Source organism: Nocardioides sp. T2.26MG-1 (assembly GCF_950101795.1).
In the GTDB taxonomy this organism is placed as follows: Bacteria; Actinomycetota; Actinomycetes; order Propionibacteriales; family Nocardioidaceae; genus Nocardioides.
The window spans coordinates 166,071-186,149 of the sequence record NZ_CATNLZ010000001.1 but is presented as its reverse complement, the minus strand read 5'-3'; the positions used below and the strand labels follow the sequence as shown (position 1 = coordinate 186,149).

Here is a 20,079-nt window from a genome sequence, read left to right as displayed (position 1 = left end):
CGCCGTCCGTGGCACCACAAGCCGACTCCGTCCTGGGGTCGGGTTCCTCATCGGCCGTTCGGCGCCGAGCCTGAGGAGTTCCGCCGCCGGCGACCGGCGGCGAGCACGTCGGGGAGGTCCGCGACCGTCCGTGGGGTGCGGTGCTCCCCGCCGTGCTGGCCGCGGGTCCGGCGGCTGATCACGAACGCCAGCACCTGGGCGACGGCCGCGAACAGCTCCGTCGGGATCTCCTGGCCGACGGTGGTCGACGTGTAGAGCGCCCGGGCCAGAGGGACGTCGCGCACCAGCGGCACCCGCGCCTCGGTGGCGCGCTCACGGATAGCGGCGGCGATCACACCCGCCCCACGGGCGACCACCCGCGGCGCGCCCCTCTCGGGGTCGTAGCGCAGCGCCACGGCCACGTGGGTCGGGTTGACCAGCACGACATCGGCGGTCGGTACGTCGGCCATCATCCGGTTGCGCGAGGCCGCGAGCTGGCGCGAGCGGATGGCGCCCTTGAGCAGCGGGTCGCCCTCGGACTGCTTGTGCTCCTGCTTGACCTCGTCCTTCGACATCCGGGTCTTCTTGCCGGTCTGGTGGCGTTTGACCAAGTAGTCGGCGCCCGCGAGCAGCACGCCCGCGACGGCGATGTTGCGGATCATCCCGACCGCGTGGCTGCCGAACTGGTCGAGGACCACGGGGATGGGAACGAGACCGCCGATCAGCGGCAGCATGGACTTGACCGTGCCCCACACGAGGAGCGCGACGACGGTGCTGCGCATCAGCATCTTCGCGCCCTCCCACAGCGCCTGGGGCCCGAACATCCGCTTGAAGCCGGGGAGCGGGTTGATCTTCGACAGCTTCGGCTTGATCGACTTGGTGGCCAGGAAGAAGCCGCCCTGACCGAGCGCACCCGAGACGCTGATGACCGCGATGCCGGCGCCGAGCAGCACGAGGGTGAGCAGGACGTGGCGCAGGCCCTGGCCCAGCAGGTGCAGGGCCAGGTCGGGGTTCGCGTCCGACGTCGACGAGAAGGCGACCGTGGTCAGCTTCCGCAGGCTGTCGATCTCGCGCCCGACCAGACCCGGCAGGAACATCGCGATCAGCAGGAGCGCAGCCCAGGCGCCCAGCTCGGGCGTCCGTGGGACCTGCCCCTCCTTGCGGTTCTCCTTGCGACGCTTGGTGGTCGGCTTCTCGGACTTCTCCCCGGTCATCGGATGCTCACTTCCCGCGTCATCCGGCACCCGAGAGGGTCGACATCGCCTGCGTGCTCAGGTCCACGAGCCGGTCCACGGCGTCGGGGAGGACCGGGAACGAGAGGCCGACGAGCAGCAGGGTCATGCCGACCTTGACCGGGAACATCACGTTGAAGGCGTTCAGCTGGGGGGCGACCTTGGTCAGTAGGGCGAGTCCCAGGTCGGCCATGAACAGCACCGCGATCATCGGGAGCGCGATCTGGACCGCGGTCGTGAAGAACAGACCGAACGCGGTCAGCAGCACGTCCGGAGCCGCCTCCCAGTCGGGCGTGGTCCCGAGCGGCAGGAAGTGGAAGGTCCGCAGCAGGCCGCCGATCACGATCAGGTGGCCCCCGCTCACGAACAGCAGGATCATCGCCAGCATCTGGTGGAACTTGCCGAACACCGTGTTGGTGTTCATCGCGAGCGGGTCGAAGCCCTGGGCGAGCGAGAACCCGCCGAACACGTCGATCAGACTGCCGGCCGTGGCGATCGCGCCGAGCAGCAGCTGGGTCACGAACCCCATCGCGACGCCGATCAGCACCTGGGTGCCGGCATTGAGGAGCAGGGCCACCGTCGAGAGCGGGATCGCACTGCCGTCCGGGACGGCGGCGAAGGCGAGGCCGAGGCCGAGCACCACCTTCGCCATCGTCGGGATGCCGCGCCCGGAGAACGGAGGGACGACCGCGAGCCAGGCGAGGATGCGCACCGAGGCCAGCAGGTACGCGACCAGCGGCTCACCCGAGACGGTCAGCGTCATGGGTCCGGCTCAGCCGAGCAGCGCGGGGATCCCCGCGAACAGGTCGTTGGTGAAGGACACCAGCGTGTGCATCATCCAGTTGCCGCACAGCAGCAGCGCGATCCCGACGCCGATGAGCTTCGGCACGAACGCGAGCGTCGCCTCCTGGATCTGGGTCAGCGACTGGAACAAGGAGATGGCGAACCCGATGACCAGGGAGGTGACCAGGATCGGGGCGGAGAGCTTGAGCGCCACGACCATGGTGTGCAAGGCGATCTCGATGATGGCGGTGTCGGACATCGGCTCGCTCCTAGTTCGCGTAGCTCGCGACGAGCGACTTGATGACCAAGGCCCATCCGTCGACGAGGACGAACAGCAGCAGCTTGAACGGCAGCGACACCATCACCGGCGGCATCATCATCATGCCGAGGGCCATCAGCGCCCCGCTCACGACCAGGTCGATGACCAGGAACGGGATGAAGATGATGAACCCGATGATGAAGGCCTGCTTGAGCTCGGTCAGCACGAACGCCGGGATCAGCGTCGCCGTCGACACGTCGGCGCGGTCCTCGGGCAGATCGCGGTCGGCGACGTTGGTGAGCAGCATCAGCTCGTCGTCGTCGGTGTTGTCGAGCATGAAGTCACGCAGCGGCTCGATGCCGTCCTGGATGGCGACAGACGTGGTCTTGTCGCCGTCGAGGTAGGGCTGCAGGCCGACCTCGTTGATGTCGGAGAGGACCGGGCCCATCACGAACAGGCTCAGGAACAGGGCAAGACCGGCCAGCACCTGGTTGGGCGGCGTCTGCTGGAGGCCGAGTGCGTTCCGGGTCAGGCCCAGCACCACGAAGATCTTGGTGAAGGCCGTGCAGCTCAGGAGGATCGCCGGCAGCAGCGAGATCAGCGTGAGGCCGATGATCACCGTGACGGATGTGCTCGGGCTGTCGGTGAGGCCGCCGAGGTCGATGGTGACGCCGTCGCCGCCGCTCGGTCCGGACGGGCCGTTGGGTCCGTTCGGGGCGGCGTACGCCGCCGCCGGTGCTCCCACTACGGCGCCCACCCCGGCGCCGAGTGTCAGGATCGCCAGCAGCAGTCTGCGCCGCACGCGGCCGATCATGACGTCCGCCGCGTCGCCGCGGCCAGAGCCTGTTTCCAGGTCGCGGCGCTGAGCACCGACCCGGCGAGTGGACCGTCGGTCCGGGCCACCGTCGTGGCCGTCGCCTGCGCCGGCACGGCGTCGGCGTCGGCGGGCCGGGTGACCGATGCGTCGGTGAGCGTCAGCACGTCGGCGTCGGTCTCGGCGAGGTCCTCGGGGTCGAGCTCGGTCAGCACACGCACCTGGTGCTCGGTGGCACCCAGGACGAGGAGCCGGCTGCCGACCGCGACGACGGAGATCGTGGAGCCGCGCGACAGGTGGTGGCGGTGCAGGACCCGCACCATGGAGTCGCGGTTGCCGCGGAACCGGCGACCGCCGTACCGCGCGAGCAGCAGGAGGAGGCCCAGGACCAGCGACAGGGAGACCAGCAGCCGGACGGTCAGCTCGAGCATGTCAGCCCACCGTGGCGTCGGTGACGATCTCGGTGATCCGGAGACCGAAGTCCTCGTCGATCACCACGACCTCACCGCGGGCGATCAGGCGCCCGTTGACGAGCAGGTCCGCGGGGCTGCCCGCGGCGCGGTCCAGCTCGAGGACGGCGCCCGGGGCCAGGTCGAGCAGCTCGCGCACCGTCATCCGGGCCCGGCCGATCTCGACCGTGACCTCCATGTCGACGCCGTGCAGCATCTCGATCCCCCGCCGCTCGCCGGTGGCCGGGCCGACCGGGCCCGACGTGGGCGCGGTGGTGGCGTCGTGCTGGCCGCCCGCGAGGTAGGCCTCCGGGACCAGCAGGGCCGCCACCGGTGCGACGCCGTCGAGCGGGATCACGACGAACGGTGCGCCGATCTCGGCGCCGACGGTCGCGGCCTCGGTCTGGCGGGCGGCGCCGGCGCGCGCGCCGATCGCCTGGGCGACGGCGTCGAGACTGGGCTGGAGCGCCGCGGCGAGGTCGAGCCCACCGAGCGGGCTGGACGCCAGGGCGGCCACCAGCTCGGCGCCCACCAGGACCGCCAGCGGCGCGGAGCCCGGGCCGTCCAGGTCGGCGACGACGGCGCCGGCGAAGCCTGCCAGCGCGGGGTCGGCGGGATCGCCGGAGCGCGGTGCCCCGACGGAGACCGGCTCGGAGGCGGGCAGCACCGCGATGGCGGCGCTCGCGGCCAGCACGGCCCGCTCGAGGTCCACGGTGGTCTGAACGGTGGTCATGCGTTCTCCTTCGGGGTGCCCACGATCAGGGCGGCGAGCCGGAACCCGCTGGTCCCGGGTGTGGCGTGCGCGAAACAGGTGCCGTCGACGACGACCTCGAGAGGCGCGGCGGCGGGGTGGTGGAGGCGGATGGCGTCACCGGGACGGAGCGCCGTGAGCTCGTCGGGGCTGAGCTTCGTCGGGCGCAGGCTGACCGCGACCTCGAGGGGGACCCGCTCGAACTGGTCGGCCAGCTCGGCGGCGGCGCGGGCGCGCTGGGCGCGCTCGCGCTCGGACACCGGCAGCGGCGCGGCGGCCCGCAGGAGGTGGGGCAGCAGGCTGGAGAACGGCATGCACATGGTCATCCGGAAGCTGCGCTCGTTGATCCGCAGCTCCAGGCTGGCGGCGACCATCACGTCCGAGGCTCCGGCGACCTGGATGAACTGCGGGCTGTACTCCACGCCCCGCACCACCGGCTCGAAGGCGACGATCGAGGCCATGGAGTAGCGCATCTCACCGAGCAGGCGGGTGATCATGCCGCTCGCGACGCCGGCCTCGATCTCCGTGAGGGGGCGCTCGGGCTGCTCCTCGCGGCCGGGGCCGCCGAGCATGTGGTCCACGCACGTCATCACCGCGACCAGCGGGATCTCGAGCACACCGCGGTCGAAGAGCGGGTCGGCCGAGAACGCGGTCAGGTACGTCGAGCTGTCGAGGGAGTCGATGTACTCGGCGTACGTGCGCTGCTCGATCGAGGACAGGCTGACCGAGCACACGGTGCGCAGCGACGACGTGAAGACCGTCGTCGCCTGACGGCAGAAGTCGTCGAACGCCAGTTGCAGCATCCTCGAGTGCTCGCGGGAGAGCTGGATGGGTCGCCGGAAGTCGTAGAGCTGCGGGGTCGCGTTGGCGCGCCGGGTCCGCCGGTCGGCCGCAGGCGCGGTGCCGGACTGGGTGACAGGAGCGTCAGAGGAGGCCACGATGACTTCCATCGGCCTCTCGGCGGGGTTCCTGAGAGAAGTCGGCAGCGGATGTGACGCGCGCCTCGCTCCTCGGTATTCGGTTGTCGGGTCAGGTCCTCAGCTCACTGCGTGACGAACTCCGTGAAGTACACCCCCATGACCTCCTCGTCGTAGTACTTCTCCAGCGTGGACTCGAGCTCCTCCTTCAGTGCCCGGCGGTCGCGGGCGGTGGCGACCTCCTCGATCGTGAGCCCGCTGAACAGGTCGATGGTGGCGTCCAGCGCCTTGCTGCCGTCGACCTCCTCCGGCGCACCCTCCACGAGCTGGAGCGCGATGCCGATCTTGAGGTAGTGGCCGGACGCCAGGTTGATCTGGGTGGAGTCCAGCGGCAGGATGTGGCCGGGCTTCGGCGCCTCGTCCGCGGGGGCGCTCGGCTTCAGCACGAACCAGTACGCCGCTCCCGCGACGGCCAGCACGGCCGCGAGGATCATGACCAGCTTCTTCCTGTCGACCTTCGCGCCCTTCTTGCCCTTGCCCTTGGCCTTGGCCTCGGAGCTGTCCTCGGCCTCGGCGTTCTTGGCGGCCTTGGCGGCCTTGATGGTGGTCACGCTCATCCCTCTTCCCCCTGTCCGCCCGGCCGGGCGCTCAGCACCTCGTCGATCAGCTGGGTGGCCTCGACGCTGGTTTGCGGGAGCACGACGATGTCGACCCGCTTGTTGATCTCCTGTGAGCCCGGGGTGTCCGGGTCGATCAGCGGCCGCTCGTGGCCGAAGGCCGAGAGCGACAGGCGCCGCTTCGGTATGTCGTCCCGCTCGTTGAGCCTGCGCAGGACGGTCACGGCCCGGGCCGCGGACAGGTCCCAGTCGGTGGCGAAGAGCCGGGGCTTGACCGGCTCCTGGTTCGTGTGGCCGTCGATGCGGAGGTCGTTGGGCACGTCGAGGAGCACCGGCGCGAGAGCGTCGACCACGCGCTGGCCGCGTGGGCTGAGCTGCGCGATATCTGGCTGAAACACCACGTGCCGCGAGACCAGGCTGACGACCAGGCCGCGGTCATCGATCGTGGTCCGCACATCCTTCTCCAGGCCGGCCCTGCGCAGGGCGGCCATCAGCTGGTCGCGGACCGCCTCGAGCCGCTTGGCCTCGGCCTCCGCCTCGGCGTAGGTCGCCTGGATGCGTCGTTTCTCCTCCGAGTCGAGCGCGCTCAGGACCATCTTCTGCTGGTCGGCGGGCATCCCGCGGAAGGCGGCGCTGGAGACCAGCTCGGTGCCGTACTCGCTGAGGTCGTCCTCGAGCACCGAGCTGGCGCCGTTCAGGACCGACTGCTGGCCTCCGAACCCGACGGCCAGGCCGGACTTGAGGGCCTCGTACTTGTCCTCACTGACCTGGCTCATCGCGAACATGATGATGAACAGCACCATCAGCAGCGTGAGCATGTCGGCGTAGGTGACGAGCCAACGCTCGTGGTTGACGTGCTCCTCGGGCTCCTCCGGCCTCTTGCGGCGGCGTGACGGGGCGCTCATCAGGCGGCCTCCTCCTCGCGCTGGCCCATCGGGAGCAGCGACCGCAGCCGCTGGGCGACGATGCGGGGGTTGGAGCCGGCCTGGACGGCGGCGACACCCTCGATGACGAGCTCCATCTGGGCGGCCTCGAGCTCGCCGAGCCGGATCAGGCGGGCACCGAGGGGCAGGAAGATGATGTTGGCCGACGCGACACCCCACAGGGTGGCGACGAACGCGCCGGCGATGAGGGGGCCGAGCTTCTCGGGCTCGGCGAGCTGCTCGAGGACGTGCACGAGGCCCATCACGGTGCCGACGATGCCGATGGTCGGCGCGTAGCCGCCGCAGGCGTTGAAGTAGCGGGCGGCCTGCCTGGACTCGGCCTTCGTCGCGTGGACCTCGGCCTCGAGGATGTCCCGGAGCTCCTCGGGGTCGGTGCCGTCGATGGCCATGGTCAGGGCCTTGGCGAGGAACGGGTCGTCGAGCTCGGCCACGGTGTCCTCGAGGGCCAGGAGGCCCTCGCGGCGGGCCTTGTCGGCGGCCGCGACGAGGTGCGGCACCAGCAGGGCGCCGTTGGGTGCCTTGCCGGTGAACGCGCGGACCAGTCCTCGGGCCGCGAGCTTGGCGTCGCCGGTCGTGCCGCCGGCCAGCGAGATCAGCAGCGTGGTCCCGAAGACCAGCAGCATGGGTGGGAGCAGGAGGAGGGCCATCGGGTTGCCGCCCTCGAGCATGTTCGCCACGATGACGACGAGGAACCCGCCGAGGACCCCGATCAGGGTTGCCGGGTCCATCAGGCGTCAGCTCGGTCGATCCGGCTCAGGTGCGCAGCCGGGTGCTCGGTGACGGTGCCCAGGCGCTGGTGCTCGTGCGGCCGGGTGTCGACGTCGATGAAGGTGCTGAGGGCGAGGACCTCGCCGCGGTACCAGCGCACCGCAGCGACCACTTCCTCGAGGGTGTCGGTGACGACGTACTTCTTGCCGTCCACCAGCGTGACCACGGTGTCGGGAGTGGAGTCGACTCGCTCGATCAGATCGGAGTTGAGTGCGAACACCGTTCCCGAGAGTCGCCTGAGTGTGATCATGTGCACCGTCCTTGGGCCGTTCTGAGCGACCGTCCGTGGCGCTCGCAATGTTGATCGGCGTCGGTGGTCCGGACCTGAGTGGTCCGGTCCACCGACGCCGTCGGATCGACGCTTGGTCCTGTCGCCTATCGCTTGATGTTGACGAGGTCCTCGAGCACCTGGTCCGAGGTCGTGATCACCCGGGAGCTGGCCTGGAAGCCGCGCTGGGCGAGGATGAGGTTGGTGAACTCGGCGGCCAGGTCGACGTTGGACATCTCGACCGCGCCGGTGCTGAGCGACCCGAGGCTGCCCTCGCCCGCGACGCCGATCTCGGCATCGCCCGAGTTGGCCGTGGTGGTGAAGCTGGTCTCGCCGACCTTGGCCAGGCCCATCGGGTTGTTGAAGTCGGCGATGGCGACCTGGAAGAGCGTCGCCTTCGTGCCGTCCTCGTAGGTGACGCTGAGCTTGCCGTCCTTGCCGATCTCGTACGACGAGAGCTCGTTGGGGTCGGCCGGCACCGGGGTCGTCCCGTCGTCCTCGGGCAGCACGATGTCGACGAGGGTGCGGGGGGTCACCGGGGCACCGGCCGCGTCGAGCTTGAAGCCCTGGACCCGGCCGCCGCCGGGAGAGACCAGCGTGCCGTTCCGGTCCCAGGTGAACGCGCCTGCCCGGGTGTAGGTCGCCTCGTTGCCCCGCATGACGACGAACATGCCGTCGCCGTTGATCATCAGGTCCGTGGGCCGGCCCGTGGTCTGGTTGGAGCCCTGGTTGAAGTTCGTGTTGGTCGCCGCGACCTGGACACCGAGTCCGACCTGGATCGGGTTGGTGCCGCCGAGGCCGGTGCCGGTGGTCCCGCTGGGTGCGGAGCTGGCGGTGAGCATCTGGGAGAGCGTGTCCTGGAAGACCGTCGAGCTCGACTTGAAGCCGACCGTGTTCGCGTTGGCGATGTTGTTGCCCGTGACGTCGAGCATGGTCTGGTTGACCCGCAGGCCGCTGATGCCGGCGAAGAGGGAGCGAAGCATGGGTGTCTCCTGGTGGGTGGGTGGAGCGGATGGTCAGGCGTTGGTGGTGGGTGCGTCGGAGGGGGTGGTGCCGGATCCGGCGGTGTTGTCGGGGTTGCCGGCAGGGGCGTCGGCAGTGACCGACTGGACCTGGCCGAGGCTGACCGACTCGCCGTCGACGACGAGCATCGGACCGGCGGCGTCGTAGGTCACCGACCCCACGTGACCGGCCGTCGACGTCCCGTCGGCGTTCAGGTACGTGACGTACCGGCCGACGAGCCCGCTGGCACCGAAGGAGATCTGGGCAGCGAGCAGCGCCGCCGTCTGGTCGGCGACGTCCTGCATCTTCTCCAGGGCCGTGAACTGGGCGTTCTGGGCGAGGAACTCGCCCGAGTCGGCCGGGTTCATCGGGTCCTGGTAGCGCAGCTGGGCGACCATCAGGTTCAGGAACATCTCCTTGTCGTCGGCGGACGCGCTAGCGACCGTCGGCTGGTACATCCCGGTCGGGGTGACGGCTTCGGTTGCCGATACGGACACGGGTCCCTCCTCACATCGTCACGTCGAGGCCCGGTCGGGCCCCCGTGACCGTCTCGGTGGTCCGCGACCTGTTCGTCGCGCTGGCGATGGCGTCCGTGATGGTGCTGCCTCCAGGCGCGTGACGCCGGTCCTGGTCGGGTGCGGTATCGGCTCCGTTGCGTCCGGCTCCGGTCTGGGCGCCGCCCGCGAGGTCGCCGGACCAGGTCGTGCCCGGGCCGGTCTGGCCGGACGACGAGTTGGTGGCAGAGCCCGGCGCGGGCGCCGTGACCGGGAGCCCGGTCGCGTCGCGCACGACGATGCGGGAGTCGCCGCGGCCGACCGCGTCGAGCAGTCGCTGCAGCTCGGGCGTGCCCTCCAGCAGCGCACGCCTGGCGTCGCTGCCCGCGCTCAGGCTGACCTCGAGGGTGCCGCGACGCTCCGTGAGCACCACGCGGACCTCGCCGAGCGCCTCGGGGTTGAGTCGGATGGTCACCCGCTGCGGCCCGTCGGTGCTCGTGGTGAGCTTGACGACCTCGGGGAAGACCTGGTGGGCGACCGGTGCGACCGGCGTGGTGGGGGCCGTCCCCACGGCGGCGGGCGCGGTGGGCGCGGCGACGCCGGCGAGCGTCGGTGCCGGGGTGGGCGCCGAGGCCGCGGTCGGTGCTGTGGCGCTCGGCGGCGCGGCCGGCGTGGTGGCCGGCTGGTCGGTGGTGGCGGGCCGGTCGGTGGCGGTCGCGTCGGTGGCGGTCGCGTCGGTGGCGGTCGCGTCGGTGGCGGCCGGGCGGGTGTCCGTGGCACCCAGGTCGGGCCGGGCGGGCTCCGGGCGCGGACCCGGCACCGCTGCCGCCGAAGCGGTCTGGGCGCCCGAGACCTCGGCGCTCGGCCCGGCGAGGGCGGTCAGCCCGTCGTCGGGTGCGGCGTCACCGGCCCCGACCAGGTCGGCGGTGACGCTCGGGTCACCGGCGCGCGGAGCGGACGGAGGCGTCACGAGCCCGGGCACGAGAGCAGCCGCGAGGCCGGTCATCAGCGGGGAGGTGAGGGAGCCGGCCAGCGCGGCCGCCGACGCCGGGTCGGGGAGACCCGCATCGGCGGACTGCTCCTCGGCCTCTCCGGGCACGACCTCCCCGAGCGCGGCCTCGGTGGCCTCCTGGGACCCGGGCTGCGCCAGCGGCGGCAGCACGGGCTGGGCGTCAAGGAGCCCCTGGACCAGGGCGAGGAACACGTCTCCGCCGCCGGTGTTGCCGGGCGACCCGGGTGCGCCCTGGTCGATCGCCGGGACCGTGGCCCCGATCGGGATGGTGGTCATGCGGCGGCTCCCAGCATCGACATCACGGAACGGACGTAGTTGGTGGTCTCGGGGTACGGCGGGATGCCGTCGTAGCGGAGCACGGCGCCGGGTCCGGCGTTGTAGGCGGCGAGCGCGAGCGGCGTGGAGCCGAACCGGTCGAGCAGGCTGCTCAGCAGCCGCGCGGCCCCGTCGACGGCCTGAGCCGGGTCGTAGGCGTTCTTCACGCCGAGCCCGGCGGCGGTGCCTGGCATCAGCTGCATCAGGCCCTGGGCGCCGGCTGGGCTGGTGGCCCGCGGGTTGTAGCCCGACTCCTGGCGGGCCACGGCCGAGAGCAGCTCGGCGCTGACGCCGTAGCGCTGCCCAGCAGCCTCGAAGAGCGAGGCGTACGGCGTGCTCGCCGCCACCCGGCCGGCCACGTTGGCGGCGAGCGGCGCGGGCGAGCCGGTGCCGCCCACGGTGCTGACCGGACTCACCGAGCCGGCGTCCGGCACGATCCGCCGGATCGCGGTCGGCGTCTCGTATACGGGCCCGATCCGCACGTCCAGGCCGGGGCGCGGCGCCTCGATCATCCGGTTGTCGCCGATGTAGATGCCCACGTGGTGGACCGGCGACCCGAAGGCGAGGATGTCGCCGGGCTGGGCGTTGGCCAGACCGCCGCTCACCGCGCGGCCGGCCTCGGCCTGCTGGTAGGACACGCGTGGCAGCTCGTAGCCGAGGTCCTCGTAGACCTGCTGCACGAGGCCGGAGCAGTCCAGGCCCTTGTTCGGGTCGGTGCCGCCCCAGACGTAGGGAACGCCGAGGTACTTCTTCGCCGCAGCCACGACCGCGTCGCCCGACTCCGTCGTGCCGGTCGTGCCGAGCGTGCCGGGGGTGACCGCCGTGGCGGCGGTGCGCAGCGACGTCGCGAACGCGGCGGAGGAGGAGCTGGTCGTGGCGACCGGGGGTGCGAGCAGCGCGAGCTGGGACTGGATCTGGCTGATCCGGGCGGTGGCGTCGGTGAGGCTCATGGTCAGGACACCTCCGCGGCGCTCTGGGCGCGGCGCCACAGGTCTTCGCCGATCGCGTCCATCTCGCGGTTCTCGCGGCGCAGGCGCTCCACGCGGACGGCGGCCGCGCGCCGGGCGATGAGCGACTCGACCGCGGCGAGGCGGGTGCGGTCCTCCATCCACCTGCTCCTGGCCGCGAGGGCGAGCTGGTGGGCGGAGGCATGGGCGGCGCGTGCGTCCGAGAGCGCCATGACCAGGGCCTCGAGCCGGTGGTGCCGGGCCCGGAAGGCCTCGAGGTCGCTGACGTCGCGCTCGGGGGCGTCGGTCATCTGGTCCTCGATCGCCCGGACCCGGGCGGCCGCGGCGTTCTCCTCGATGAGCGCGGTCGCGAGGCCGAGCCGGCTGTCGCGCTCGCGGAGGTTGCGCAGCCGGACCAGGCCGCGCAGGCTGGACTCGCCTCGGTTCGTCATGGGTTCACCAGCTCGTGCAGGGCGGACCAGGTGTCCGCGGTGTCGGTCACGTCGGACATGTCCTGACGCAGGAAGTCGTTGATGCGCGGCATCAGCGCGAGCGCGTCGTCCGCGTCGGCGTCGGTGCCGCTGACGTAGGCGCCGATCTCGACCAGCTCGCGCACGGAGCGGTACGCCGCGAGCAGGCGGCGCAGCCGGGTGGCGTCCTGGCGGCCCTCGGGCCCGATGACGGCGGTCGCGACACGGGAGATCGACTCGAGGACGTCGATGCTCGGGAAGTGGCCCGAGGTGGCGAGGTCGCGCGACAGCACCACGTGGCCGTCGAGGATCGAGCGGGCCGAGTCGCCGATCGGGTCCTGCATGTCGTCGCCCTCGACCAGCACCGTGTAGAGGCCGGTGATGCTGCCCTCCGGGGAGGTGCCGGCTCGTTCCAGCAGGCGGGGGAGCAGCGCGAACACGCTGGGCGGGAACCCGCGGGTCGCCGGCGGCTCGCCCGCGGAGAGGCCGATCTCGCGCTGGGCGAGGGCGACCCGGGTGAGGCTGTCCATCATCAGCACGACGTGGCGGCCGGAGTCGCGGAACCACTCGGCGATCCGGGTGGCGACGAAGGCGGCGCGCAGCCGGACCACCGGTGGCTCGTCGGAGGTGGCCACGATGACGATCGAGCGCTTCAGGCCCTCGGGGCCCAGGTCGTTCTCGAGGAACTCCCGGACCTCGCGGCCGCGCTCGCCGATCAGCGCGATCACGGAGATCTCCGCGTCGGTGCCGCGGGCGACCATCGACAGCAGGCTCGACTTGCCGACGCCCGAGCCGGCCATGATGCCGAGACGCTGGCCGCGGCCGCAGGAGATGAGCCCGTCGAGGGCGCGTACGCCGAGGCCGAGCTGCTGGTCGATCCGGGGGCGGCTGAGGGCGGCGGGCGGCAGGTGGTCGACGGTGACGACCGGCAGGTGCCCGAGGTCGGGGCCGCCGTCCATCGGCCGGCCGAGGCCGTCGAGGACCCGGCCGCGCAGCGCCTCGCCGACGGGGATCCGCAGGCCCTCGCCGCTGTTGATCACGTGGTCGCCGGCGCGCAGGCCGGTGGTGTCGCCGAGAGGAAGGCAGGTGAGCAGCCCGTCGCCGCTGGCCACGACCTCGACCGGGACCGGGCCACCCAGACCGCGGACCTCGAGCAGGTCGCCGAGCGCCGCGGAGACCCCGGAGACCGTCACCCGCAGGCCGAGCAGCCCGACGACCCGGCCGAGGTGGACCGGCCGGACCGCGAGCTGGGCCTCGCGACGGTGGCTCTCGAGCAGGGCGCTCATGACAGCACCTCGCGGAGCCGGGCGAGCGCGGACGTGACGCAGAGGTCGATCGCCGTGGTGTCGGTCTCGACCACGGCGTCGCCGGGCCCGAGGTCCGGGTCCACGACGAGGCGGACGCCGTGCTCCTGCAGCAGGACGGCCGCGTGGGAGCCGGCGGCGGTGGAGCCGACCCGCACCACGGTGGACGGGTCGTCGGGGAGCGCTGCGAGCACCCGGGCGATCACGGCCGCCCCGGGCTCGGCGGCGGTGGCCAGCTCGTGGCCGACCAGGGTCTGGGTGAGCTCGAACGCGAGGTCGGTCGCCTGGCCGGCGATCCGGGTGGTCGCGTCCTGGGTCGCGCGGCGCAGTGCGTCGGCCGCGTCGGCGAGCGCGGCGATCGCGGCGCGGTGCTCGTGCTCGCGCCGGTCCTCCTCGTCGCGGTGCCGCTGCTCGGCGGCCGCCTCGGCGGCCGACATGCGGACCATCGCCTCCTGGCGTCCCTCGGCCCACCCCACGGCGTACCCCTGGGAGCGCGCGGCGCTGTGGGTGCGCTCGGCGAGGCCGTCGAGCGCGGCCTCGGTGACGGTGTCGCCGAGGACCGCGGAGTCGCCGAGGCGGGTCCACACCCCGGTGCGCAGGTCCGGCCGGTCGGCAGGGCGGTACATCGTCTGCCGGCCGTCAGGAGACGAGCTCATCGTCGCTCCCGCGGTTGATGATGATCTGGCCCTGCTCCTCGAGCTGGCGGATGCGCCGGATCACGGACTGCTGGGCCTCCTCGACCTGGGCGAGGCGGACCGGGCCGAGCAGGTCGACCTCCTCGAGCAGGGTCTCGGCGGCACGGCTGGAGAGGTTGGAGGTGATCTTGGTGCGCACGGCGTCGCTGACGCCCTTGAGCGCCATGGCCAGCTCGGCCTGGTCGACCTGGCGCACGACGAGCTGGACCGAGCGGTCCTCGAGCTTGACGATGTCCTCGAACATGAACATCCGGCTGCGGACCTCCTCGGCCAGCTCGGCGTCCAGGGCCTCGAGTCCCTCGACGATCTGGCGCTCGGTGACCCGGTCGGAGCGGTTGATGATGCTCACCAGTGGGTCCACGCCGCCGACGCGCGACATCTCGGCCGGCTGGAGCACCGAGGAGAGCTTGCGCTCCAGGCTCTGCTCGACCGCGTGGATGATCTCGGGGGAGGTCCGGTCCATGACCGCGATCCGGTGCGCGACCTCCGCCTGGAGGGTCGACGGCAGCCCGGAGAGGACCAGCGAGGCCTTCTCGGCGGTCATGTGGGCGAGCACGAGCGCGATCACCTGGGGGTGCTCGTCGGCGATGAACGTGCGCAGCTGGGAGGGGTCGGCGCGGTGCACGAACTGGAACGGCATCTGGACGGCCGCGGCCTGCAGGCGCTCCATGATCTCGCCGGCCCGGTCGGCCCCGAGCGACTGCTCGAGCATGGTGCGGGCGAAGGCCAGGCCGCCGCGGGCGATGTTCGCCTTGGCGTTGGCCATGTCGCGGAACTCGGTGAGCGCGGCCATGCTCTCGTTGGCGTCGACGTACTCGAGCCGGGCGATCTCGGCGGAGATCGCCTCGACCTCGGCGTCGGAGAGGTGGCCGAGCACCGCTGCGGCACTGTCCCGCCCGAGCTGGATCAGCACGACCGCTGCCTTGCGCACACCGGCGGCGGTGAGGTTCATCGTGGTCATCAGGGACGCTCCACCAGCCAGCCACGCAGCAGCGCGGCAACGTCCTCAGGCTGGTCCTCGGCCAGGTCGGCGAGCTCGCGGCGCAGCTCCGAGGAGGCGTTGTCGGCGCTCTCCAGGGCCGCCAGGGCCGGGCTTGCCTCCATGACGGCCGCGGTCGCGGCGGCCCGGTCGGCGGCGTCGCTGCGCAGCTGCTCCACCAGGTAAGTGGTGTTCTGGTCGCGACGCTTCGCCTTGCGGCGGCCCCGCAGCCAGGCGATGAGCAGCATGGCGAGGACGGCGAGCGCGATCCCGCCGTTGCGGACCATGTCCCACATCCGGGCGGTCTTCGCGGCCTTCGCCGCGGCGGCCAGCTCGGCTGCGGCGGCCTTGTCGGCGGTGCGATCGAACGGCATCGTCGTCACCTGGACGGTGTCGCCCCGGTTGGGGTTGATGCCGACAGCGGCGGTGATCAGGTCCTGCACGTCGGTGGCGTTGAGGCCCTGGGCGGCGACGGTGTCGAGCACGACGCCGACGTGGAGCGAGTTGACGCTGCCCGGTGCGGTCTCGCGGTGCTCGACGGTCGTCTCCACGGCGTTGTCGGAGGTCTGCGACTCCTTCACGTAGGACGACTTGCCGTTCGCGGTGGTGCCGAAGCTGTCCATCTGCCCGTCCGGGCCGACGACGCCGGTGCTGCTCGAGCCGCCGGCCGGGCCGTCGTACTTCTCGGTGCTCGAGCTCGAGGACAGCGGGGCCTTGGCGTTCTTGCCGTAGGTCGTCGACTCCGAGACCGACTTGTCGAAGTCGAGGTCGGCGGTCACCTGGACCGTCGAGTTGCCGGGGCCGAGGACCCGGTCGAGCATGGCCTGGATGCGCTGGCTGGTCTGCTGCTGGAACGTGGTGACCTGCTGGTCGCGGGTGCTGGCGCCCAGGGCTCCGGCGTCGCTGGAGGAGAGGACCTTGCCGGAGGAGTCTGCGACCGTGACGTTGTCGGGGTCGAGGCCGTCGATGCTCGAGGCGACCAGGTGCACGATCGCCTGGACCTGCTGCGGCTCGAAGGTCGCGCCGGCGGCGGTGTCGATGAGCACCGAGGCGGTCGGCGGGTCCTGCTCGTCGGCGAAGACCTTCGCCGGCGGGAGCGCGAGGTGGACCACGGCGGTGCTGACGCCGTCGACCGCCTCGATCGTCGAGGCCAGCTCACCCTCCATGGCGCGCTTGAAGTCGGTCTGCTCCTGGAACTCCGACGTCGAGATGTCCTGGTTGTCCAGCAGCGAGTAGCCGTCACCGCCTCCGGCGCTGCCCTGCTCGGGGAGGCCCTGGCCGCTCAGCGAGATCCGGGTCGAGTAGACCGAGTCGCGGGGCACCATGATCGTGGAGCCGCCGTTCGCGAGCTTGTACGGCGTGCCTTGCGAGTCGAGCTCGTCGACGATCGCGGAGGCGTCGGACGCCGCGAGGTTGCTGTAGAGCGGCGCGTAGTCGGGGGTGGACACCCACCGGAAGACCATGAACGCCGCGAGCAGGATGGCCATGGTGCCGACCACGGCCACGACCTGCTGGCCGAGGGTGAACGACGTGAACGTGGTCCGCAGGTTGCCGAGGCTGCGGTTGAGTCTCTGCTTCATCCGATCGGCATCCGCATGATCTCGTTGAACGCCTCGAGGGCCCGGTTGCGCACCGCGACGGTGAGCTGCGTGGTGACCGCGGCCTCGGTGGAGGCGATCGTGTAGTCGTGGATGTCGTCGAGGTCACCGGTGGCGGCCTTGACGGCGAGCTGGTCGGAGCGATCCTGCACGGCCTCGAGCCGGTCGAGGCCGTCGATGACCAGGTCGCCGAACGACGAGTCGACCTTCGAGCTGCCGTGGATCGTCTGGGCGCCGGTGAGCTGGGGCGCGACGGTCGGGGTGAAGCCGCCGATGGCCTCGATGGCGTTGATGCTCATCAGGCACGACCGATCTGCAACGCGGCGGTGTAGGTCTCCTGGGCTTGCTTGGTGACCTGGACGGACGCCTGGAAGCCGCGCTGGGCCATCACCAGCTGGGTCATCTGCGAGGACATGTCCATGTCGGGGGCGCGGACGTAGCCGTCGGCGTCGGCCATCGGGTTGCCCGGATCGGACACGAGGCGGCCCGCGGGGTCGCTCTCGGCGAGGCCGGCGACCTCGACGCCGCCGCCGGGGGCGGAGCGCACGATCAGCATCTGCGCCTGGAAGGCGCTCTGGCTGGTGGGGGTGACCGTGTTGACGTTGGCGATGTTCGAGGCCAGCACGTCGAGCCAGGTCTGGTGCACGCCCATCGACGAGCCGGCGATGGCGAGGGTGTCGAACGCGCCCATCAGGCCACGCCCGCTGCGGTCTTGATCAGCGTGAACCGGTCGGTGGTCGCCCGGGTCAGGATCTGGTACTGGAACTGCGACTGGACGGCCGAGAGCGTCTCCTTGCGCAGGTCGACGTTGTTGTCGTTGGCGCCGACCGGCGTGCTGGTGGCGAGCGTCGTGGCGGGCGCGGCGCCGGCCGGGTCTCCGGCGGCGATCGCGGCGCGCAGGCTGGACTCGAAGTCGACGCTGCTGGCGCGGTACCCGGGGGTGTCGACGTTCGCGATGTTGTCCGCAGTCACGCGCTGACGCAGGGCGACCCCGTCGAGCGCGGCGTTGAGAACGGCGCCGACAGGATCAGAGATTGCGAACGGCATTGCCAAGCCTCCGAAAGAAGAGGGGTGGTCGTTGCCGGTCCATCGGCGGGGGGTGAGCGATCCGTGCTCGCCTGGACCTTCGGCGCTCGGTGCGGGGACCTGAGCGAAACCGACGAGGTCGATCCGATTCGGTCCGGTGAGTCTCGCGGACGGTCTAGACGGGCGTGATCGGGAGGATGCCCGCCGGGTCGTGGACGGTCTCGCAATGGGCCGATCGCGCCGACCGGGCCACGTGCGTGGCCGAACGACGCGATCGATGACGGGGTGGGCTGGCTCAGGCCTCGAGGTCGACGTACACGGCACGCCCGGGGCCGCGTCCGGTGGCGCGGTCGACCCGGTCGGCGAAGCGGTGCTGGCGACGGGCCGAGCCCACGGCCTGCACGAGCTCGGCCTCGACGCGGAGCTGCCGCTCGCGGATGGCGAGGGCCCGCTCCACCAGGTCGGCTGGGATCGGCCCGGCGAGCATCGGCTCGTCCCAGGGATCGTCCAGGTGCCCGGCCCGGCTCGGGTCGGCGAGCGTGCGCTCGGCGAGCATCACGTCCAGCTCGAGCCGGTCGAGGGCGGTCTCCCAGTGGAGGTGCTCGTCGGTCCCCGGAGAGGTGCGAGCGACGGCCTCGGTGCTCATGCCGACTCGGCGATCATGCCCATGGCGGCGTCGCGCCAGGTGTCGCGCAGCGTCGAGACGATGTTGAGGCAGAAGTCGGTGATGCGGAGGTTCTTGCCGATGTTGGCCTTCACCAGCTCGCTGTGGAGGTAGTCGTAGAGCGAGGCCAGCCCGCTCGCGCCGTCCCAGGCCTTCAGGTCCAGGCTCGCGTTGAGCTCGAGCACGATCTCCTGCGCGTGCAGCAGCGGCTCGTGGGCCTTGCTCGGCTCGCCGTTGCGGAGTGCCTCCGAGGCCCGCTGCAGGTCGAGCGTGAGGCGCTCGTAGAGCATCACCAGCAGCTGCTGCGGGCTCGCGGTCGAGACCGAGGCAGCGAGGTAGGTCTCGCGCGGGTTGAGGTAGGCGGTCATCGGTGTTCCTTCCGTGGTCACGATGAGTAGGACGGCAGCGACGAGATCTGGCCAGCCAGCCAGTTCCCCTGTCCCTGCAGGTTCGACAGCGCGGTCTCGAGTGCGGTGTAGGTGCGCTCCAGGGAGGCTCGCCGCAGCTCGAGGCGGTCGTCCCAGGCGGCGATGCTCTTGGAGAGCCGGCCGAGGGCGGTGTTGCGTCCCTCGATGGCCGCGGCGATCGTGCCCGACGAGCCCGTCGCGCTCTTGGTCACGGCGACGACCCGGGCCGCCCAGCCGTCGGTCGCGGTGGTGGCGCCGGTCGTGAACCTGGCCGCCACGCCTGCTGGGTCCGCGGCGTACGCCTTGTCGAACTTGTCGCCGTCGAAGACCAGCTTGCCGTAGCGGTCGGTCTGGATGCCGAGGGTGGCCATCGAGCTCGTCGAGTCGCCGAAGACGGTGTTGAGCAGGTTGTTGCGCAATGTCCGCGCCATGGTGTCACCGGCGAGCGCGCCGGCCGCGTCGGTCTCGGACTTGGTCGCAGTCTGCTTGTCGATCAGCGACAGCAGCGAGTTGACCTGGTCGACGAGCCCGCTCACCGACGAGCGGATCGTCGAGGAGTCCTGGGCGACGGTCACGGTCGCGGTGCTGCCGACCGTGGTGGTCGCGCCGAGCGTGACGGTGACGCCCGGGGTGATGTCGGTGAACGTGTTCGTGGCCGAGGTCGCCGTGATGCCGAGACCCAGGTCGATCTGGGCGTCGGTGCCGGCCCGGACCGCGGCGCCGCCGAGGAGTGCGGACCCGTCGGCGTCGGTCAGCGTGAACGAGGAGGCCGCACCTGTCGTGGTCGACTCGGCGAGCAGCCGGTAGGAGCCGTCGGCGACCTTGACCGCGGTCGCCTTGACCCCGGTGGTCGCACTGGCGCCGTTGATGGCGGACACGAGCTCGCTGAGCGTGCCGCCGCCGGTCGCGACGTCGTGCACCACGCCGTCGACGCCGGTGATCTTCACCGACGTGCCGGACACGACTCGCGCGTCCAGGGCCGCACCGGTCGCGAACCCGAGCTGGTGGGTCGCAGCCAACGAGCCGACGGTGAACGAGAGGCTGGTCGCGGCGGCGGTGGCGCCGGCGGTCGCGGACACACCGGTGCCGGTCACCGTGGCCTTGAGGGTCTGCCAGGTGGCGGGCTTCGCGAGGGCAGCGGCCTTGCTCGCGAGCAGCAGGGTGTCGGTGTTGAGGGCGCGCAGCGCGGTGAGGACCGACTTCTCGGTGATCTGCTGTGCCTTGAGACGGTTCTGCGGCACCGCTTCCAGCTGCATCAGCTGGTCGATCAGGCTGGCGGTGTCGAGACCGCTCGCCAGGCCGCTGACGCTGCTGGTGACCACCGGGTCCTCCTGATCGGGTTGGGGACGGGGACCGTGAGATCCCCGGTTGCCCCCCGGGAGAGC

Annotated in this window: 26 protein-coding genes; all 26 read right to left on the bottom strand. The window is 71.6% G+C overall.

Annotation, left to right across the window (positions count from 1 at the left end; all coding sequences use genetic code 11):
• Positions 1–47 precede the first annotated feature (47 nt).
• Positions 48–1,193, bottom strand: a complete 1,146-nt coding sequence (locus QQZ14_RS00910) for an EscU/YscU/HrcU family type III secretion system export apparatus switch protein (protein WP_284532272.1) — start codon at positions 1,191–1,193, stop codon at positions 48–50.
• Between the two features lie 19 nt (positions 1,194–1,212).
• Entirely contained in the window at positions 1,213–1,974 is a 762-nt protein-coding gene (locus tag QQZ14_RS00905; RefSeq protein ID WP_284532271.1) for a flagellar biosynthetic protein FliR, read from the bottom strand.
• Positions 1,975–1,983: 9 nt separating this feature from the next.
• Positions 1,984–2,253: a flagellar biosynthesis protein FliQ gene (gene fliQ / locus QQZ14_RS00900; protein ID WP_284532270.1), complete on the bottom strand. Its 270-nt coding sequence runs from the start codon at positions 2,251–2,253 to the stop codon at positions 1,984–1,986.
• 10 nt (positions 2,254–2,263) lie between these two features.
• Positions 2,264–3,055 carry a flagellar type III secretion system pore protein FliP gene (fliP, locus tag QQZ14_RS00895; RefSeq protein WP_284532269.1) on the bottom strand — a complete coding sequence of 264 codons (792 nt, stop codon included), beginning with the start codon at positions 3,053–3,055 and terminating at the stop codon, positions 2,264–2,266.
• A gap of 8 nt (positions 3,056–3,063) precedes the next feature.
• Positions 3,064–3,498: a flagellar biosynthetic protein FliO gene (locus tag QQZ14_RS00890; protein ID WP_284532268.1), complete on the bottom strand. Its 435-nt coding sequence runs from the start codon at positions 3,496–3,498 to the stop codon at positions 3,064–3,066.
• Position 3,499: 1 nt separating this feature from the next.
• Entirely contained in the window at positions 3,500–4,249 is a 750-nt protein-coding gene (gene fliN, locus QQZ14_RS00885) for a flagellar motor switch protein FliN (protein ID WP_284532267.1), read from the bottom strand.
• Entirely contained in the window at positions 4,246–5,205 is a 960-nt protein-coding gene (locus QQZ14_RS00880) for a flagellar motor switch protein FliM (RefSeq protein ID WP_284532266.1), read from the bottom strand. The genes fliN and QQZ14_RS00880 overlap by 4 nt, the downstream gene beginning before the upstream one ends.
• Positions 5,206–5,309: 104 nt before the next feature.
• Positions 5,310–5,801: a flagellar basal body-associated FliL family protein gene (locus QQZ14_RS00875; RefSeq protein WP_284532265.1), complete on the bottom strand. Its 492-nt coding sequence runs from the start codon at positions 5,799–5,801 to the stop codon at positions 5,310–5,312.
• The gene (locus QQZ14_RS00870) at positions 5,798–6,706 is read right to left on the bottom strand and encodes an OmpA/MotB family protein (protein ID WP_284532264.1); all 909 of its coding nucleotides are present in this window, start codon (positions 6,704–6,706) and stop codon (positions 5,798–5,800) included. The genes QQZ14_RS00875 and QQZ14_RS00870 overlap by 4 nt, the downstream gene beginning before the upstream one ends.
• On the bottom strand, positions 6,706–7,473 hold the full coding sequence (locus tag QQZ14_RS00865) for a motility protein A (RefSeq protein WP_284532263.1): 768 nt from the start codon (positions 7,471–7,473) through the stop codon (positions 6,706–6,708). The genes QQZ14_RS00870 and QQZ14_RS00865 overlap by 1 nt, the downstream gene beginning before the upstream one ends.
• Positions 7,473–7,763 (bottom strand): flagellar FlbD family protein, encoded by a 291-nt coding sequence (locus QQZ14_RS00860; protein WP_284532262.1) that lies wholly within the window; start codon positions 7,761–7,763, stop codon positions 7,473–7,475. The genes QQZ14_RS00865 and QQZ14_RS00860 overlap by 1 nt, the downstream gene beginning before the upstream one ends.
• A gap of 125 nt (positions 7,764–7,888) precedes the next feature.
• The gene (locus QQZ14_RS00855; RefSeq protein WP_284532261.1) at positions 7,889–8,764 is read right to left on the bottom strand and encodes a flagellar hook protein FlgE; all 876 of its coding nucleotides are present in this window, start codon (positions 8,762–8,764) and stop codon (positions 7,889–7,891) included.
• 33 nt (positions 8,765–8,797) lie between these two features.
• Positions 8,798–9,280 carry a flagellar hook assembly protein FlgD gene (locus tag QQZ14_RS00850; protein ID WP_284532260.1) on the bottom strand — a complete coding sequence of 161 codons (483 nt, stop codon included), beginning with the start codon at positions 9,278–9,280 and terminating at the stop codon, positions 8,798–8,800.
• A 10-nt stretch (positions 9,281–9,290) separates the two neighbouring features.
• Complete coding sequence (fliK, locus tag QQZ14_RS00845; RefSeq protein ID WP_284532259.1) at positions 9,291–10,565, bottom strand: flagellar hook-length control protein FliK; 1,275 nt, start codon at positions 10,563–10,565, stop codon at positions 9,291–9,293.
• Entirely contained in the window at positions 10,562–11,554 is a 993-nt protein-coding gene (locus QQZ14_RS00840; RefSeq protein ID WP_284532258.1) for a transglycosylase SLT domain-containing protein, read from the bottom strand. The genes fliK and QQZ14_RS00840 overlap by 4 nt, the downstream gene beginning before the upstream one ends.
• Before the next feature lie 2 nt (positions 11,555–11,556).
• Positions 11,557–12,003: a flagellar FliJ family protein gene (locus QQZ14_RS00835; RefSeq protein ID WP_284532257.1), complete on the bottom strand. Its 447-nt coding sequence runs from the start codon at positions 12,001–12,003 to the stop codon at positions 11,557–11,559.
• Positions 12,000–13,307: a FliI/YscN family ATPase gene (locus QQZ14_RS00830; RefSeq protein ID WP_284532256.1), complete on the bottom strand. Its 1,308-nt coding sequence runs from the start codon at positions 13,305–13,307 to the stop codon at positions 12,000–12,002. Before QQZ14_RS00830 ends, QQZ14_RS00835 begins: the two co-directional genes overlap by 4 nt.
• Positions 13,304–13,981, bottom strand: a complete 678-nt coding sequence (locus QQZ14_RS00825; RefSeq protein WP_284532255.1) for a FliH/SctL family protein — start codon at positions 13,979–13,981, stop codon at positions 13,304–13,306. The genes QQZ14_RS00830 and QQZ14_RS00825 overlap by 4 nt, the downstream gene beginning before the upstream one ends.
• The gene (gene fliG / locus QQZ14_RS00820) at positions 13,965–14,981 is read right to left on the bottom strand and encodes a flagellar motor switch protein FliG (RefSeq protein WP_284532254.1); all 1,017 of its coding nucleotides are present in this window, start codon (positions 14,979–14,981) and stop codon (positions 13,965–13,967) included. The genes QQZ14_RS00825 and fliG overlap by 17 nt, the downstream gene beginning before the upstream one ends.
• Positions 14,981–16,579: a flagellar basal-body MS-ring/collar protein FliF gene (fliF, locus tag QQZ14_RS00815; RefSeq protein WP_284532253.1), complete on the bottom strand. Its 1,599-nt coding sequence runs from the start codon at positions 16,577–16,579 to the stop codon at positions 14,981–14,983. The genes fliG and fliF overlap by 1 nt, the downstream gene beginning before the upstream one ends.
• Complete coding sequence (gene fliE, locus QQZ14_RS00810) at positions 16,576–16,896, bottom strand: flagellar hook-basal body complex protein FliE (protein WP_284532252.1); 321 nt, start codon at positions 16,894–16,896, stop codon at positions 16,576–16,578. The genes fliF and fliE overlap by 4 nt, the downstream gene beginning before the upstream one ends.
• Positions 16,896–17,288 (bottom strand): flagellar basal body rod protein FlgC, encoded by a 393-nt coding sequence (locus tag QQZ14_RS00805; RefSeq protein WP_284532251.1) that lies wholly within the window; start codon positions 17,286–17,288, stop codon positions 16,896–16,898. The genes fliE and QQZ14_RS00805 overlap by 1 nt, the downstream gene beginning before the upstream one ends.
• Positions 17,288–17,644 (bottom strand): flagellar basal body rod protein FlgB, encoded by a 357-nt coding sequence (locus QQZ14_RS00800; RefSeq protein ID WP_284532250.1) that lies wholly within the window; start codon positions 17,642–17,644, stop codon positions 17,288–17,290. The genes QQZ14_RS00805 and QQZ14_RS00800 overlap by 1 nt, the downstream gene beginning before the upstream one ends.
• Before the next feature lie 274 nt (positions 17,645–17,918).
• Positions 17,919–18,269, bottom strand: coding sequence for a hypothetical protein (locus tag QQZ14_RS00795; protein WP_284532249.1), 351 nt, complete (start codon positions 18,267–18,269; stop codon positions 17,919–17,921).
• Complete coding sequence (gene fliS, locus QQZ14_RS00790) at positions 18,266–18,655, bottom strand: flagellar export chaperone FliS (RefSeq protein ID WP_284532248.1); 390 nt, start codon at positions 18,653–18,655, stop codon at positions 18,266–18,268. The genes QQZ14_RS00795 and fliS overlap by 4 nt, the downstream gene beginning before the upstream one ends.
• 17 nt (positions 18,656–18,672) lie before the next feature.
• The gene (gene fliD / locus QQZ14_RS00785) at positions 18,673–20,016 is read right to left on the bottom strand and encodes a flagellar filament capping protein FliD (RefSeq protein WP_284532247.1); all 1,344 of its coding nucleotides are present in this window, start codon (positions 20,014–20,016) and stop codon (positions 18,673–18,675) included.
• Positions 20,017–20,079 lie beyond the last annotated feature (63 nt).